14 protein-coding genes are annotated in these 16,614 nt (G+C 60.5%); 4 read left to right on the top strand and 10 right to left on the bottom strand.

Going from position 1 to position 16,614, the window contains the following annotated elements:
- Positions 1 to 2: 2 nt before the first annotated feature.
- From FHT84_RS07850 to FHT84_RS07840, 3 genes are all read left to right on the top strand, one after another.
- Positions 3 to 698, top strand: a complete 696-nt coding sequence (locus tag FHT84_RS07850; protein ID WP_112341541.1) for a TetR/AcrR family transcriptional regulator — start codon at positions 3 to 5, stop codon at positions 696 to 698.
- 460 nt (positions 699 to 1,158) lie between these two features.
- Entirely contained in the window at positions 1,159 to 2,580 is a 1,422-nt protein-coding gene (locus tag FHT84_RS07845; RefSeq protein ID WP_183761567.1) for a mandelate racemase, read from the top strand.
- Between the two features lie 256 nt (positions 2,581 to 2,836).
- Positions 2,837 to 4,099: a Gfo/Idh/MocA family oxidoreductase gene (locus FHT84_RS07840; RefSeq protein WP_113249694.1), complete on the top strand. Its 1,263-nt coding sequence runs from the start codon at positions 2,837 to 2,839 to the stop codon at positions 4,097 to 4,099.
- A 31-nt stretch (positions 4,100 to 4,130) separates the two neighbouring features.
- On the opposite strand, the gene FHT84_RS07835 is transcribed toward FHT84_RS07840, so the two are convergent.
- The 4 genes from FHT84_RS07835 to FHT84_RS07820 all read right to left on the bottom strand — a co-directional run bounded on the left by FHT84_RS07835 (position 4,131) and on the right by FHT84_RS07820 (position 8,878).
- Positions 4,131 to 4,718 (bottom strand): transglycosylase SLT domain-containing protein, encoded by a 588-nt coding sequence (locus tag FHT84_RS07835; RefSeq protein WP_112341537.1) that lies wholly within the window; start codon positions 4,716 to 4,718, stop codon positions 4,131 to 4,133.
- A gap of 217 nt (positions 4,719 to 4,935) precedes the next feature.
- On the bottom strand, positions 4,936 to 5,961 hold the full coding sequence (locus FHT84_RS07830) for a hydroxyacid dehydrogenase (protein ID WP_183761564.1): 1,026 nt from the start codon (positions 5,959 to 5,961) through the stop codon (positions 4,936 to 4,938).
- Positions 5,958 to 7,814, bottom strand: coding sequence for a DUF2264 domain-containing protein (locus FHT84_RS07825; protein WP_183761561.1), 1,857 nt, complete (start codon positions 7,812 to 7,814; stop codon positions 5,958 to 5,960). Before FHT84_RS07825 ends, FHT84_RS07830 begins: the two co-directional genes overlap by 4 nt.
- A gap of 41 nt (positions 7,815 to 7,855) precedes the next feature.
- Complete coding sequence (locus FHT84_RS07820; protein WP_113249691.1) at positions 7,856 to 8,878, bottom strand: LacI family DNA-binding transcriptional regulator; 1,023 nt, start codon at positions 8,876 to 8,878, stop codon at positions 7,856 to 7,858.
- A 149-nt stretch (positions 8,879 to 9,027) separates the two neighbouring features.
- Here FHT84_RS07820 and FHT84_RS07815 point away from each other — a divergent pair, with 149 nt between their 5' ends.
- Complete coding sequence (locus FHT84_RS07815; protein ID WP_183761558.1) at positions 9,028 to 10,323, top strand: ABC transporter substrate-binding protein; 1,296 nt, start codon at positions 9,028 to 9,030, stop codon at positions 10,321 to 10,323.
- Positions 10,324 to 10,573: 250 nt separating this feature from the next.
- Here FHT84_RS07815 and FHT84_RS07810 read toward each other — a convergent pair whose 3' ends face one another.
- The 6 genes from FHT84_RS07810 to FHT84_RS07785 all read right to left on the bottom strand — a co-directional run bounded on the left by FHT84_RS07810 (position 10,574) and on the right by FHT84_RS07785 (position 16,605).
- Positions 10,574 to 11,434, bottom strand: a complete 861-nt coding sequence (locus FHT84_RS07810) for a 5'-nucleotidase, lipoprotein e(P4) family (protein ID WP_112341530.1) — start codon at positions 11,432 to 11,434, stop codon at positions 10,574 to 10,576.
- Positions 11,435 to 11,639: 205 nt separating this feature from the next.
- Positions 11,640 to 13,370 carry an ABC transporter substrate-binding protein gene (locus tag FHT84_RS07805; RefSeq protein WP_113249689.1) on the bottom strand — a complete coding sequence of 577 codons (1,731 nt, stop codon included), beginning with the start codon at positions 13,368 to 13,370 and terminating at the stop codon, positions 11,640 to 11,642.
- A 69-nt stretch (positions 13,371 to 13,439) separates the two neighbouring features.
- A complete protein-coding gene (locus FHT84_RS07800; protein WP_112341527.1) occupies positions 13,440 to 13,727 on the bottom strand; it encodes a DUF2160 domain-containing protein in 288 nt (95 codons plus the stop codon).
- A gap of 12 nt (positions 13,728 to 13,739) precedes the next feature.
- On the bottom strand, positions 13,740 to 14,612 hold the full coding sequence (locus tag FHT84_RS07795) for a carbohydrate ABC transporter permease (RefSeq protein ID WP_246698489.1): 873 nt from the start codon (positions 14,610 to 14,612) through the stop codon (positions 13,740 to 13,742).
- 47 nt (positions 14,613 to 14,659) lie between these two features.
- Complete coding sequence (locus tag FHT84_RS07790; RefSeq protein WP_145645114.1) at positions 14,660 to 15,532, bottom strand: sugar ABC transporter permease; 873 nt, start codon at positions 15,530 to 15,532, stop codon at positions 14,660 to 14,662.
- A 2-nt stretch (positions 15,533 to 15,534) separates the two neighbouring features.
- A complete protein-coding gene (locus tag FHT84_RS07785) occupies positions 15,535 to 16,605 on the bottom strand; it encodes an ABC transporter ATP-binding protein (protein WP_183761555.1) in 1,071 nt (356 codons plus the stop codon).
- Between the last annotated feature and the right edge of the window lie 9 nt (positions 16,606 to 16,614).

Below are 16,614 nucleotides of genomic sequence, written 5' to 3'. Positions count from 1 at the left end.
CCATGGCGGCCAAGGCGCGGCAACAGACTGAAAATAAAGCAGAAGCCGACGCCGGCAAGACTGTAAAGACGCAAACGACGAAGGTCTCACGCAATCCGCAACGCACCCATGCCACAATCCTGGACGCGGCGACGGAAGAATTTGCCGCCCATGGTTTCGGCGGCGCTCGCATGGATGCGATCGCCGCACGGGCGCAGACCAACAAGCGGATGCTCTATCATTATTTCGGCGACAAGGAGGGGCTCTATCTCGCCGTGCTGGAGGCGAGCTATGCGACGATCCGTAATGCAGAAAAGCAGCTCGATCTCGCCCGTCGCCATCCGGAGGAGGGAATGCGCGAACTCGCCTTGTTCACATGGCGGCATTTTCTCGCGCATCCTGAGTTTCTGAGCCTGCTTGCCACCGAGAACCTACATCATGCGCATTATCTGCAGCGCTCCGACAAAGTGTCGGCCATGCATTCGCATCTGATCGACGAACTCGCGGACGTGCTGCGCCGTGGGGAGGTACTTGGTATTTTCCGGCCGGCGGTCGATCCCATATCCGTCTATCTCACGATCGCGGCACTCGGCTTTTTCTATCTGTCGAACCGCCATACGCTGTCGACAATTTTCGCGCGGAAGCTAACGTCGCCGGATGCGCTGAATGACTGGGGTGAGCATATCGTTGCCGTCACGCTCGCTTCAATCCGGGCGTAGGTGATCCTACCGTGATGGTTTGGAGAAATTTTCAAAAGGCGATTGACAAGGTTGACGGCAACGCGCGATCTTGTAACTATATGGTTACATTGCTTGGGTGACCAAGCATTTGCTTTTCTTGGTTCTGGAGGGAACCAGGCATGGAGGATAATCATGAAGCCTGTCGTATCGACATGATCCATCGCCTGCCACAAGATGATGCGACCGGCTGACGGTACAACTGTTTCTGCAATGAACTGAATAGCCCCGCACCCCAGCCCTCTCCCCGCTGAAACGGGGAGAGGGGCGACAGAGCAAGCCGACTAGCTATCCCTATTTCGAGCGGGATATCGGCTGGAAGATTCCCTCTCCCCGCCCTGAGCTTGTCGAAGGGGCGGGGAGAGGGCTGGGGTGAGGGGCAATGCAACGCAATGCGTACACGAATAGACTTGCCTGACAATCACAGGAGCCGACCAGCATCATGATCGAACCATTGACCATCAGGCTTGTCGAGGCCGAGACATTTGAGCGTCCGGTCAAGCTGCGGCTGCCCTTCCGTTTCGGTGCAGCAACCTTGCGCGAGGCGCGGCAGATTTTTCTGCGCGTACGCATCGAGAATGCGCAAGGGCGCTCGGCCGAGGGGATGGCCGCCGAGTTGATGGTGCCGAAATGGTTCGACAAATCGCCCGAGCTTTCCAATGCCGACAATGAAAACCAGCTGCGGCGTTCGCTGGCTCTGGCGCTCGATTCGCTGAGAGGTGCGGGTGTGGGAACGGCTTTTGGCCTGCATGCCGCCGTCGAGGCCTCGCATCATGCGCAAGCGGCAGCCGAGAAGCTGAACGGGCTTGTCGCATCCTTCGGCCTGGCACTAGCCAACCGGGCTATTCTCGATGCACTCTGCCGGCTGGAAGGGCTGACCGTCGCGCAAGCGATCAAGGCGAACCGTCCCGCCATCGATGCTTCCACCGCGCACGATCTCTCGGGTTTCGATCTCTCAGGTTTCCTTGCGACTTTGCAGCCATCCGTAGGCCTTGCCGCCCGCCACACTGTCGGCCTAGTCGATGCCATCGTGCCCGATGATATTCCGGCAAGCGAGCGGCTGAACGACGGCCTGCCGGAAAGTTTCGAAGAGGCGATCGACGCCTATGGGCTGACGTTCTTCAAAGTGAAGGTGTCGGGCGTTCCCGATGCGGATATCGACCGCCTTTGCCGCGTCGCTGCCGTCATCGACGCCAAGGTGCCGAACTATTCGGTGACGCTCGACGGCAACGAACAATTTTCCTCCGCCGAAGCCGTTGCCGATCTGCTTTCCCGTGTGAAGGAGGAGCCGAGGCTTGCGCGTTTCGCCTCTTCGATCCTGTTCGTCGAGCAGCCGATCGCCCGCGCGCACGCCTTCGAGAAGCCGGTCAACGCGCTAGCCGCCTTCAGGCCGGTGGAGATCGATGAATCCGATGCCGGTATCGGTGCGTTCGTCACGGCGAGGCGACTGGGCTATACCGGCATATCCTCCAAATCCTGCAAGGGCTTCTATCGCTCGCTATTGAACCGGGCGCGTGTCGCCAAATGGAGCGCTGAGGACGGCATTCCCTATTTCATGTCGGCCGAGGATCTGACCACGCAGGGCGGCCTTGCCGTGCAGCAGGATCTGGCGCTCGCTTCCCTCATCGGCATGACACATATCGAACGCAACGGTCATCACTATGTCGACGGCATGGCTGGTGCGCCCGAGGCGGAGCAGGCAGCTTTCGCCGAGGCGCATTCCGATCTCTACCGCGTCAGCAATGACCGCACGCGGCTGCGGATCGAGGCGGGGCAACTCGCGATCAGCTCCGTTATCGGTGCTATCGGACTTGGTTCATCGGTGGAGCCGGATTGGACGGCGATGGAGAGGTCGCCGGCATAGGACGTTAGTCAGAGTAATGAGGGTCTGCGTTGGCGTCCTGCCCCCGTGCCTGGCCCCTTACCCTAGCCCTCTTCCCGCGCCCGGGGAGAGGGCTAGGGTAAGACATTCAAGTTCAGGACGCGGGTTGGGTGCTGATTTGGTGGGAAAGCCCTCTCTCCCCGCAAGCAGGGAGAGGGTCGGGTGAGGGGCACTTCGCTGAGGTAAGTTCAGGCCGCCCAGGCCTCATTATCGCTGTTCGCAGATTGTGGAGGAGCAGATGCAGCCATCGAAAAAACGTTACGCCCTCGTCGGCACTGGCCATCGTGGCACGACCATGTGGGGCAAGGATCTGGTCGAGCGCTGGAGCAACGAGGTCGAACTCGTGGCGGTGTGCGATCTCAATGCCATGCGCGCGAAGCGGGCGCTGCAGTATATCGGCGCATCGGTGCCCATCTATACCGACTTCGACGAGCTGCTGCGGACGGAAAAGCCGGATCTCGTCATCGTCTGCACCCGCGATTCCACCCATGACGACCTGATCGTCAAGGCGATGGAGGCGGGCGCCGATGTCATCAGCGAGAAGCCGATGACGACGACGGTCGAGAAGATCAAACGCATTCTCAATGCCGAGGCGCGCACCGGCAAACGGTTGGATATCTCCTTCAACTACCGCTTCGCGCCGACCGCTGCGAAGATCAAGGAGCTGATCAATTCCGACGTCGTCGGCAATGTCACCTCGGTCGACTTCCATTGGTATCTCGATACAAGCCATGGCGCCGATTACTTCCGCCGCTGGCATGCTTATGTCGAAAATTCCGGCAGTCTCTTCGTTCATAAGGCGACGCATCATTTCGACCTTCTGAACTGGTATCTGGATTCCGATCCGGAAACGGTCGCCGCTTTTGCCGATCTCAAGCATTATGGCCGCAAAGGCCCGTTCCGCGGCGAGCGCTGTCGCACCTGTCGTTACAAGGGCGAATGCGACTATTATCTCGACATCAGCGCGACGCCACTGCTCGAAAGTCTCTATGAGGATCCATCGACCGTCGACGGCTATGTGCGCGATGCCTGCGTCTTCCGCGAGGATATCGATATCCCCGATACGATGGTGGCATCCATCCGCTATCGCAACGGCATCAACGTCTCCTATTCCCTGAATACCTATATGCCGATCGAAGGTCATCACATCGCCTTCAACGGACACAAGGGGCGCATCGAGCTCCGGCAATATGAGAAGCAGAACTGGACGACACCGCCGGCCGACGAGATCGTCGTCATGAAGAATTCCGGCGATGTCGAGCGCATATGGGTGCCGCATTCGTCCGGCGGGCACTATGGCGGCGACGATCGACTGCGCAACATGCTGCTTCGCTCCGGCCCGAATGACGAACTCAAGCAGCGAGCAGGTTCGCGGGCAGGGGCGATGTCGGTTCTTTGTGGCATTGCCGCGCTGCAGAGCAGCCGCACCGGCCAGCAGGTGTCGGTCGCCGATATCTGGGGCGAAGATGGCGGTCTCAATCTGCTGGAGCCGCGGCCTTAGGGCCGCGGTATTGAGCTTTCGCGTTTCGAAATCAGCTGCAGCTCGGCAGCTGCTGCGCGTAAATTCGCGTCATGCCGTTGAAGCGTCTGGCCCCGGCAAGTGCGGTCGAATTGCCGCGCCACGATCCCTGTAAGTAGCCCTTCGGGCCTGAGTAATAAGCGAGATAGAGATCGTAGGAGTTATTCAGCGCAACGCCCGTCTGCAAATGCGTCTGGTAGTGATACCATCCGACAAAGTCGATGGCGTCGGCGAAGTTGGTACGGCTTGCCGTCCAGTTGCCGGTTTCGCGCTTGTACTTGTCCCAGGTGCCGTCGAGTGCCTGCGAATAGCCGTAAGCCGTCGTCGGACGCTTCCAGGGAATGAAGCCGAGCAAATAGCGCCGCGGCGGGCGGGCGCGCGGCCGGAAGCCGGATTCGGTATAGATCGTCGCCATCAGGATCGGCACCGGCACGCCGTATTTGCGTTCCGTGCGTTCGGCTGCGCGCTGCCAATTGTTGAACCAGCCATCGCGCTGGTCGAAGATCGCGCAGATGTTGCGGGTATGTCGGGGTGCGGTGGCGCAGCCCGCTAGCACGCCGAGCAGCATTACGGCCAGAATGGAAAGGACGCGGGTACGCATTACTAGAACCTCTTCATTGCTGCGCCGTGCGTCTTTCAAAGGCACGAGATACGCAGCAACAACCTGCCGGCGTATGATCCTTTCCGAAAATTCGAGACCGAGCCTTTGGCGGACCTACGCTTATGAGATTGCTAGCGCGGAATGATTAAAAACGGGTTGTTTGCCTGTGCCGAAATGGGGCGATTTCAGGGTGTTTTCATGGATTTGCTGCGCCGCATCATGCCATCAGTGCCATATCCTCGCGGCGGATTTCGTAGAGCAGCGGCTTGCCTTCGATGAAGCGGATGGCTTCATCGATCGCCATCTCACCGAGGCGGGTTCGCTCCAGCCCGACGGCACCGGCAATATGCGGTGTCAGGAAGACGTTCGGCAGCTCGTAAAACGCCGAGGTGGCCTCCGGAATTTCCGGGTCGGTGACGTCGATGATCGCGTCGATATGGCCGGTTTTCAGCACGGCGAGCAGGGCCGCTTCATCGACCAGTGCGCCGCGTGCCGTATTGATGAACGTCGCCCCGTTCTTCATTAGCGAGAGTCGGCGAGCATCGATCATGTGCCGCGTCGCCGGCAGCGAAGGCGCATGCAGCGAGACGATATCGGCTGATGCCATGAGTGCGTCCAGCTCGGTTTTCTCCACGCCCAGTGTGGCCGCCTCGGCGTCACCGATCATGGGGTCGTGGAGCAGGATTCGGTAGTCGAAGGGCGAAAGCAGCTCGATCACGCGCCTTCCTATGCGAGAAGCGCCGATGATGCCGATGGTGCGGCCGTAGTTGCCGATGGCCTCGGCGTGCATCGGTATCGTCCGATTGCGGTTGCGATCGGCAACGTAGAGATCACGAAACTGAAAGACCTTCTTGCCGGCGAAGATGATGGCGGCCAGCGTGAATTCGGCGACCGGCAGCGCATTGGCTTGGGCGGCATGGCTCACCAGGACGCCGCGGTCGAAGAGGCTGTCCCCCAGCAGGCCCTTCACCGTACCGGCGGCGTGGACCACCAGCTTCAGATGCGGCGCCTGTGCGAGCGCAGCAACATCAATTGTCGGCGCTCCCCAGCCGGTGATTAGGATTTCGGTTTCCGAGAGCAGCTTGGCCGCACGTTCATCGTCGAAGCGCTGCATCGGTGTGGCATCGAGCACGCGGCCGACGGCATCGAGGCGCCGGATGAGTGCGTCCGGCAGCACATGCTGCGTGCGCGATGGCTGCATGGCGAGGGCGATGGCGGGGCGGCTGGAGGGGGATGGCGTCATGGCAGGCGACCCGGCGCCTCGATGGCGCTGACCATAATGCCCTTGTCCTCGACGAGTGTGCGCAGCGTATCGATATCGGGTTTGGCCGGCGGGTTGCTCCAGGCATGCTGGACGGCGGATGGGTCTTTCGCCGCAAGCACGGCGGAAACGAGAATGGTCTCTCCAGCCGGAATCGTGCCCCGCAATTGCGGCACCAGCGTTTTGGAAACGATAAGATTGGTATTCGGCGGCGCCTTATGCGCGACGCCTTCGCGTGCGATCGTAGAGCCGAGGTCGACAATGCCGCTGAAATCCTCTTCGCCGATCGCATAGGCGGAGCCGGTCGCGGAGAAGAGCGTGTCGGCCTCGAAGTCGCGCCGTGCAATGGCAAAGCCGCCTTCGGCCGTCTGCAGCGGCCGCGGCGTGGTGATCCTGTGCAGGCGGATGTGCCAGGGCGAGGCCGGCACCAACCATGTCTCTACCGTCACGTCCAGATAAGGGGACCATTTGGCGTAAAGCGTATACCCGGCGAGCTTCGCTTCTTCATTGGTCTCGCGTACGCGATAGTGCAGGCCGTCGTCACTGAAGGCGAGCATGCTGTCGAAGGCGCCGCCGGCAAAGATACGCTCGTCGCTCTCGACGCTGAAGCCGTAGCGGGCAGAATAGGCGAATTTCGAGTATTTCTCCGCGCCGAAGCGCATCTGCTGGTTTTCCTGGCCCGAGGAGAGTGCAACAACATCATCCTTGCTGCGCATCAGGACCATGCCGGGATGTTTTTGCGGGATGATAGCCGGCTCACTCTCCGGTGGCTTTTCTTCTGCAGTCCAGAATGGATGTGTTTCGGGCAGCGCCAGCGGCAGGAAGGCCTTGAAGGCCCAATAGGGTGAGCCGGCAGAATTATAGTTCTCCGACATCAGCAGGTTGGGATAGGCAAAGCCGATCGGCAGAGTGCCGTCGCGGTGGGCAATCGGCTTGTCGGCCCACCAGCGCAGGTGTCGGAGGCACAGGCCCTTGATCTCGCCCCAAGGCAGCGCTTCTACATCGGCAAAGGCCAATGCCGACCAGAAGCCGGCGCAGGCGAAGCGATAGGTGAGGCTGCGGCCGAAAGGGATCGTGGCGCCATCGGGCGCGAACCAGTGACGGAAATCCTTGGCGAAGAGGACGGCACGCTCACGATAGTGCTTGGCGCGGTCGTCATTGACGAGCTTGGAATAGATCAGCCCGTAAAAGTGCATAGCGAAGGGAATATAGTGATCGATGCGGCGGACATTGCCGTCGCGATACCAACCATCGCCGATGTAGAAGCCGTCCAGCTCGTTCAGATAGGTTTCCGTCAGGCTGCGGTCGAAGGTGGCGCCGAGCCGGTCGAGTGCCACATCCACGAAGATGCGGAAGAATTTCCAATTGTTGTCGGCGTAGTCGAAGGTGCGGGCGTGCTTGAGGTAGGCAATCAGATTGTCGCGGGCGCGCCGATCGAGCGGCTCCCAGATCTTTTCGGGCACGAGCGCCAGCGCAAAGCTGAGGGCGGCCAGCTCGACCATGCGCTGATCGCGGCCGTTGACCGTGCCCCAATATTCCGGATGCTTCGGGTCGACGCCATTGGCGAGGCCCTCTGCGTAGCGATCCCAGTGACTGAAGTCGCCACCGCCGGCGCCGAGCGGAGCCAAGCCCCAGAGGGGGCGGGCGAAACCTTCGAGATCGGCGGCTGCGCGGTCGAAATGGGCGCCTGCACCATCGATGCGAACGCGTGCATTGCCTTCGGAAAAATAGGGCAGCAGCGGATCGAACAGGTCAGTCAGCGCGCGGCGCATGTCCGTAAGGGTCTTCAGCGGATTGCCGGCAAGCGGATTGGCGCTGACGGGGTCATAGATCATCGGTTCGGCCTTCTCGATCGTTTCCGCGGCGGGATTGAGCTTCAGGTTTCGGGTGGCAGCGTGCCGCCGGCGATCGGCGGAACGCCGTGGCAGATGTGGCGGGCCGGCGCATCGCGGTCGCGGAAGCGTGCGATCATCAGGCCGATGGCTTCCCGGCCAAGGGCTGCGCGGTCGACGCGCATGGTTGCCAGCCGGGGATTGGTCATCAGGGCACAGGGAAGATCATCGAAGCCGACGATGGCAAAATCCTCCGGCACCCGAAGGCCGGCTTCAACGACGGCGTCGAGCACGCCGACGGCGATGAAATCGTTCATGCAGAAGGCGGCGGTATAGCCTTCGCCTGCTGCAAGGATCTCGGCGGTTTTGTCATGAGCTTCCTGGCTGGAGCTACCGCGAAAATTCATCGGCACGATGCGGCCTTCAGCGCCTTCCACCGAAGCGATCGCCGCCTCAAAGCCGCGGATGCGCTCGCGGATCGTCTGGCGATGTGAGCCGGTCAAATGCAGGATGCGACGGTGACCGGCATCGAGCAGGCGTCGGGTTGCGTTATAGGCGCCAAAGAAATTCGAGGGTGAAACACCGTCGAAGCGCAGCTTCGGGTCTGTGCCGTTGACAAGCACAGTCGGGGTGCCGCTGGCGTCGAGCCACCGGCAGAGCTCTTCCGAGGGGTCGATGCCGACGAGGAAGAGGCCTTCGGCGCCGGCGGCCTGCAGATATTCCCTCACCAGTTCCGGTTCCGTCCTTGCCTCGCGGATGAGGCGGATGTCGAAGCGCATGCCGCGCTCGGCAGCGCCTGCGCGAAGGCCCTCCAGTATGCCTTCATAGAAGACGCTCAGGCCGCCGGTGACGCTGTCGCTGGCGATCAATGCCAGACCGCCGGCCGCCGTCTCGGCTGCTGTCTTCAGCGGATAGCCGAGATCGCTCGCCACCTTGAAGATGTGCTGACGGATCATCTCGCTGATGCCGGGTTCATTGGTGAGGACCCGCGACACCGTCGAGACGGAGACGCCGGCGGCAGTGGCGATGTCGGCCTGCCTGATGCGTTTGGAGCGTATATCGTTCATGCCACAAACGCTATGCAAAATTATGCAAATTTGCAACAGAAAGATTTTTTATTGCACAGTGCAATGAAGTTGCATATCGTCGCACCGACTTGTCCGCTGAGGCGTCGGGGAGATCGCTGCGGATGATACGCAAGAGAAGGAGGAATCTCATGCGCATGAATCGTCGTTCTTTCATGATCGGAGCTGCCGGAACCGCAGCTGGCCTTGCCGTCGGGGGAAGCGCAATACCCGCCTTTGCCGATACGACGCAGCTCCGAGCCATGTGGTGGGGTTCGCCCGATCGCGGCAAGCGCACGGTCGCCGTTGCCGAGCTGTTCCATAGCAAGAACCCCGATCTGTCCGTCATCGGCGAGAGCATCAGCGGCGACGGCTATTGGGCGAAGCTTGCCACTGGCATGGCCAGCCAGAACATCGCCGATGTCTTCCAGCTCGAGCCAAGCACGATCTCCGACTATTCCAAGCGCGGCGCCTGCATGCCGCTCGACCACTTCGTACCTTCGACGCTGAATGTCGACAGTTTCGGCAAGGACGTGCTGAAGCTGACCACGATCGACGACAAGCTTTACGGCGTCGGTCTCGGGCTGAATTCCTTCGCAATGTTCTATGACGAGGAGATGTTCAAGAAGACCGGCCTGACGCCGCCGGGTCCGACAACCACATGGGCCGAATATGCCGATCTCGCGGTGGAAATGACCAAGGCTGCCGGTAAGCGCGGCTATTGGGGCGGCCCTTATGGCGCACGTTACAATTACGTGCTCGATGTCTGGCTGCGCCAGCGCGGCAAAAGCCTCTTTACGGAGGAGGGCGGGCTCGGCTTCGGCGTCGATGATGCCAAGGAATGGTACAGCTACTGGGAAGACCTGCGCAAACGCGGCGGCACGGTCTCTGCCGATGTCCAGACGCTCGACCAGAACGTCATCGAGAGCAACTGCCTGGCGCTCGGCAAATCGGCCATCGGCATGGCCTATTCCAACCAGCTCGTTGGCTACCAGCTTGTCGTCAAAAGTAAGCTTGCCGTCACCATGCTGCCGCGCGAGAAGAAGGATGGTCCATCTGGCCACTACTATCGCCCGGCGCTGATCTGGAGCGTCGGCGCCACCAGCAAGAACGGCGAAGCGGCGGCGAAATTCATCAATTTCTTCGTTAACGATGTAGAGGCCGGCAAGATCCTCGGCGTCGAACGCGGCGTGCCGATGTCGCCCACCGTACGCGCCGCCATCCTGCCGACGCTCAATCCGGTGGAGCAGCAGACGGTGCACTATATCGAGCTGTTGAAAGATCAGGTCGGCACCTATCCCGTGCCGGCACCGCTCGGTTCGCAGGAATTCGACGTAAACGTCGCCCGCCCCGTCGCTGACCAGCTCGCCTTCGGAAAGATCACGGTTGCCGAGGCAGCGAAGCGGCTGGTGGAGGAAGGTGCGACGAAGCTGAAGCGGAAGGGTTGAGCGGAGTTTATCCGGGCTTTGTTATATGCCGCGCCGCCGTCACCCCCCTCTGTCACTTCGTGACATCTCCCCACAAGGGGGAGATCGGTAACTCGCGGGCATGCCGTACCTCAAGGAAACATCGAATTCGCTCAAATTGCTGTTTATTGTTTTACGAGTGACAAGCGGCAAACTCCTAATAATCTCCCCCTTATGGGGGAGATGTCACGAAGTGACAGAGGGGGTGTCGCACTCTCCTCAAAGTCTGCCGTTACTTCCCATCCCAGGGCTTCAGTGCATCCTGCTTCATCCGGCGCTGTTCTTCCGGCGCGAGCTTGTAGTCACCCTTGTAGGGTGCGCTTTCGAACGAGCCATAGGTCGGGTTTGCGATGGCGATCCAGTCGTGGCCGAAATGCGCCTTGTTGGCCTCGAAGGCTTTCTGACGCTCTTCGACCGTACCCTTGTAGTCGTCGGTGAAGTCGCCGAAATTATCGCCGAACATCAGGAGAATGCGGTAGTTCTTGGCGATGAAGGCGCGGCGCGTGCCCTTGGCAGAACCCCAGTCCGGCTGTTCCTTGGCGCTCAGGAAAGTGTCGACATTGTCACCCATCGGAAAACCGAAGCGCTTCATTTCCTCGACGGTCGGGCCTTCCTCATCGGCAGTGCGGTTGGTGACGTAGAAGACCTTCACGCCTTTTGAAGCGGCATATTGGGTGAATTCCACCGCGCCGGGAATCGGCTTGTCCTGCTGGGCATTCACATATTGCGTCCAGGTTTCTGGCTTGAAGCTCGTACCCGCCGTGACGTTACGCGCCTGGTAGGGCGATGTATTGAGCACGGTGTCGTCGACATCGAGGATGATGGCCGGCGGAAAGTCCTGGAAATTACCTGTTTGCTCGACCGGAGCTGCGGTCCAGTTCTTGTCGGCCAGCGCTTCATCGAGCCTGATACGGCCGAGCGCATAGGCACCCAGCGCGTTGGCCTGCGCCTCCACCGAGGTCTGGTCCCAAAGAACGGCATTGAGATTGTCGTCGGGCGATGGCGCCGGCAGATCGGCGGCCAAAGCCGGCAAGGCGGACGCAAGGCCAATGGCGGTGATGAGCGTCCTGCGCCCAAAATATCCGTTTCTCACGCTGTTCTCCTTGTGCAGAAATCCATGAAATATATCAATGGGTTCTGATGTATGTCGACATCATGATCCGGATAGGGATAGTTCGTGCTCGCGGGAAATGTGTCAAGCCTGTGACAGTCATCGCAGCGTTATTTTTGCAAGACCAAACGAAAAATGCCGGAGCTCTTTCGAGCCCCGGCATCCACTATAGCATCATGAACCCGATTTATTTCTTCGCGTCGGCCCAGCTCTTGACCAGCTCGTCGTAGTTGACGGTGATCGGCTTTTCCTTCTCGTTGGCGACCTTCAGCTGCGGAGCGAGATGACCGTTCTTCACGGCATCGGCGTTCCAGTAGGCAAGATCGTGCTCTTCAGCGAGTTTCGGACCGATATCGCCCTGAACGCCCGCGCGTTCGATGCGCTGCATCACCTTTTCCTGATCGGCGCAGAGCGCATCCATGGCTCCTTGCGCATCCTTGGCACCCGATGCGGCATCGCCGATCGCCTGCCACCAGAGCTGCGCGAGCTTCGGATAGTCAGGAACGTTCGTGCCGGTCGGCGACCATTGCACGCGGGCTGGCGAGCGATAGAACTCGATCAGGCCGCCGAGTTCCGGCGCACGCTTGGTGAAGCTCTTGTCGCGGATGGTGGATTCGCGGATGAAGGTGAGGCCGACATGGCTTTTCTTCACATCCACCGTCTTCGAGGTTACGAACTGCGCATAGAGCCATGCGGCCTTGGCGCGGTCGACCGGGGTCGACTTCATCAGCGTCCAGGAACCGACGTCCTGATAGCCGAGCTTCATGCCGTCCTTCCAGTAGACGCCGTGCGGAGACGGCGCCATGCGCCACTTCGGCGTGCCATCCGAATTCATGACCGGCAGGCCAGGCTTGACCATATCGGCGGTGAAGGCCGTGTACCAGAAGATCTGCTGGGCGATATTGCCCTGTGACGGAACCGGACCGGATTCCGAGAAGGTCATGCCCTGCGCTTCCGCCGGAGCATAGGCCTTCAGCCAATCGAGATATTTCTGGATCGAATAGACGGCGGCCGGTCCGTTGGTGTCGCCGCCACGCGCGACGCAGGAGCCGACAGGACGCGAATTGGCATCGACCTTGATGCCCCATTCGTCAACCGGCAGACCGTTCGGCAGGCCCTTGTCGCCGTTGCCGGCCATGGAAAGCCAGGCGTCGGTGAAGCGCCAGCCGAGTGACGGGTCCTTCTTGCCGTAGTCCATATGGCCGAAGACCTTCTTGCCATCGACATCGCGGCCGGTGAAGAACTGGGCGATATCCTCATAGGCCGACCAGTTGACCGGTACGCCGAGCTCGTAACCGTATTTGGCCTTGAAGTCGGCCTTGTTCTTCGGGTCGTTGAACCAGTCGTAGCGGAACCAGTAGAGGTTGGCGAACTGCTGGTCGGGAAGCTGATAAAGCTTCTTGTCCGGAGCGGTGGTGAAGCTGGTGCCGATGAAATCGGCGACATCGAGATTGGGATTGGTGACGTCCTTGCCCTCGTCCGCCATCCAATCTGTCAGATTGCGCACCTGCTTGTAGCGCCAATGAGTGCCGATCAGGTCGGAATCGTTGACCCAGCCGTCATAGAGGTTCTGGCCGGTCTGCATCTGTGTCTGGATCTTTTCGACAACGTCGCCTTCCTGGATGACGTCGTGGGTGACCTTGATGCCAGTGATGGCGGTAAAGGCGGGTGCCAGAACCTGCGATTCATACTGGTGGGTCGTCAGCGTTTCCGAAACGACCTTGATTTCCATGCCCTGGAAAGGCTTGGCTGCATCGACGAACCATTGCATTTCCTTTTCCTGGTCGGCGCGCGAGAGTGTCGAAAGATCGCCGATCTCCTTGTCCAGGAACGCTTTGGCTTCGTTCATGCCGGCGTTGGCCGTGCCGGCCAGGGCCAGCAGGGCGACAGCCGTCGTCGTCAAGAGATGTCTTCGCATATATTCCTCCCTACAGGTTGCGAGTGCATTTCGGGACGGCCGGACCGCCGGCCGCCTTATCGGTTTGCTTCAGACCAGACGGAAGACGCCGACGGCGTAGACCACGGAAAGAGCAAGAGCCCACCAGAGGCTGGGGCCTCCCAGGCCCAGCCAAGCGAGATGGATGAAGGCGGCGCCGAGCAGCGAGATGAACAGCCGATCGCCGCGTGTCGTTTCGAAGCGCAGGATGCCGAGGCGCGGATTGCCGCCCGGCGAAAAATATTCCCAGACCGCCATGCCGATCAGCAAGAGCAGGATCGTCGCAAAGAACAGCACCGTCGGCAGCGTCCAGGCCATCCAGGAAAAATCTGTATTCATGGCGGTTTTCCTTCAGACGCGGCCGAGCGCGAAGCCCTTGGCGATGTAGTTGCGGACGAAATAGATGACGAGCGCACCGGGAACCAAGGTCAGCACGCCGGCGGCGGCAAGCAGGCCCCAGTCCATGCCGGCGGCGGAGACCGTGCGTGTCATGATAGCGGCGATCGGCTTGGCGTCGGTCGTCGTCAAGGTGCGGGCGATCAGCAGTTCCACCCAGGAGAACATGAAGCAGAAGAAGGCGGCGACGCCGATGCCGCTTGCGATCAGCGGAATGAAGATCTTGATGAAGAAGCGCGGGAATGAATAGCCATCGATATAAGCCGTCTCATCGATCTCCTTCGGCACGCCGGACATGAAGCCTTCGAGAATCCAGACCGCCAGCGGCACGTTGAACAGGCAGTGCGCCAGCGCCACGGCGATATGGGTGTCGATCAGGCCGAAGGCCGAATAGAGCTGGAAGAAGGGGAGCGCGAAGACCGCCGGCGGGGCCATGCGGTTGGTCAGCAGCCAGAAGAAGACATGCTTGTCTCCGAGGAAGCGGTAGCGAGAGAAGGCGTAGGCGGCGGGAAGCGCACAGGCAACCGAGATCACCATGTTCATGACGACGTAGGTGATCGAGTTGATGTAGCCCTTGTACCAGGACGGATCGGTGAAAATGATCGCGTAGTTGCGCAGCGTCGGCTGATGCGGATAGAGCGTCAGGCCGCTGACGATTTCCTCATTGGTCTTGAAGCTCATATTGACGAGCCAGTAGATCGGCAGCAGCAGGAAGACGATATAGAGCGTCGGCACCAGCCAGGACCAGCGCCCTTTCTCGACTTGGCGGCGGCTGACCCGCGCACCCGTCACCGTAACGGCATTTGTGGCGGCATCGGAGGCGGCCATCTTGTGCATCGCGGCGGCATCGGCCGTGGTGGATAGAGGTTTGCCGCTCATCGGCTCGCTCCCGCATCGTAATTGGTCATGACGGTGTAGAAGACCCAGGAGAGCAGCAGCACGATCAGGAAGTAGATCAGCGACATGGCTGCGGCAGGGCCGAGGTCGAACTGGCCGAGCGCCATCTTCACAAGGTCGATCGACAGGAAGGTCGTGGAATTGCCTGGGCCGCCGCCTGTGACGACGAAAGGTTCGGTGTAGATCATGAAACTGTCCATGAAACGCAACAGCACGGCGATCAGCAGCACGCGGTTCATCTTCGGTAACTGAATGTAGCGGAAGACGGACCAGCGCGAGGCGCCGTCGATCTTGGCGGCCTGGTAGAAGGCATCCGGAATGGAAGCGAGGCCGGCATAGCAGAGCAGCACGACGAGGCTCGTCCAGTGCCAGACGTCCATGACGATGATCGTCGCCCAGGCATCGGCCGGATCGGAGACATAATTGTAGTCGATGCCGAGATTGACCAGCACATAACCCATCAAGCCAATGTCGCTGCGGCCGAAGACCTGCCAGATCGTGCCGACAACGTTCCACGGGATGAGCAGCGGCAAGGCCATCAGCACGAGGCAGACGGGAACGCCGATGCCCTTCTTTGGCATGTTGAGGGCGATGAAGATGCCGAGCGGCACTTCGATCGCCAGGATGACGAAGGAGAAGATCAGGTTGCGGATCATCGAATCCCAGAAACGACCGGAATGGAGGATCTCTTCGAACCACTGCGTGCCCGCCCAGAAGAAGACGTTGTTGCCGAACGTGTCCTGTACCGAATAGTTCACGACGGTCATCAGCGGAATGACGGCGGAAAAGCCGACGAGCAGCAGAACCGGAATGAGCATGAACCAGGCTTTGTTGTTCCAGGTCTTGTCCATCGTCAGGCTCCCATCTCGATGCGCCAGGAGTCGGCGTAGATATTGATGCCGGCCGGATCGAAGGCGATGTGCGGCTCGGCCGGCACCACCTGGTCTTCGCCGATGACGGCGACGATCTCCTGGCCGTCGAGCTTGGCGCGGACCACCTTGCGGCGGCCGAGATCCTCGACCTTGGTGACGGTGGCGGGCATGCCCTCGCGGCCGATGCGGACGAATTCGGGGCGGATGCCGAGTTCGGAACGGCCGGTCCGCTTTTCCCTAGGCGCGCCGGGCAGCGCGATCGTGCGGTTGCCGATGCGCGCGCTGCTGCCTTCGATTTCGACAGGCATGACGTTCATGCCGGGCGAACCGATGAAATAACCGACGAAAGTGTGGCGCGGGCGCTCGAAAAGGTCATTCGGCGTGCCGATCTGCACCACTTCGCCATTGTACATGACAACCACCTTGTCGGCGAAGGTCAGCGCCTCCGTCTGGTCGTGGGTCACATAGACCATGGTGAAGCCGAAGCGGCGGTGGAGTTGCTTCAGCTGCGAGCGCAGTACCCACTTCATATGCGGGTCGATGACGGTCAGAGGCTCATCGAACAGGATGGCATTGACGTCCGAGCGCACGAGACCGCGGCCGAGCGAAATCTTCTGCTTGGCATCGGCCGTCAAGCCGCGGGCCTTGCGATGGGCACTGTCGGACAGGCCGATCATCTCGATGATTTCGTCGACCTTACGCTTAACCTCCGCTTCCGGAACGTGTCGGTTGCGCAGCGGGAAGGCGAGATTGTCGTAGACCGTCATCGTGTCGTAGACGACCGGGAACTGGAAGACCTGGGCGATGTTGCGCTCCTGGGTCGACAGCCGGGTCACGTCCTTGCCGTCGAAGAGGATGCGACCCTCGGAGGCCTGCACCAGACCGGAAACGATGTTGAGAAGCGTGGTCTTGCCGCAGCCGGAAGGACCGAGCAGTGCATAGGCGCTGCCATCTTCCCAGCTGTGATTGACCTCCTTCAACGCGTAATCGGCGTCGGATTTGGGATGGTCGTTGTAAGCGTGCCTGATGTGGTCAAGGTCGATGCGGGCCATTGTCTCTCC

The organism is Rhizobium sp. BK289, from assembly GCF_014193575.1.
GTDB classification, from domain to species: Bacteria; Pseudomonadota; Alphaproteobacteria; order Rhizobiales; family Rhizobiaceae; genus Rhizobium; species Rhizobium tropici_C.
This window is presented reverse-complemented; position numbering and strand designations above follow the sequence as displayed.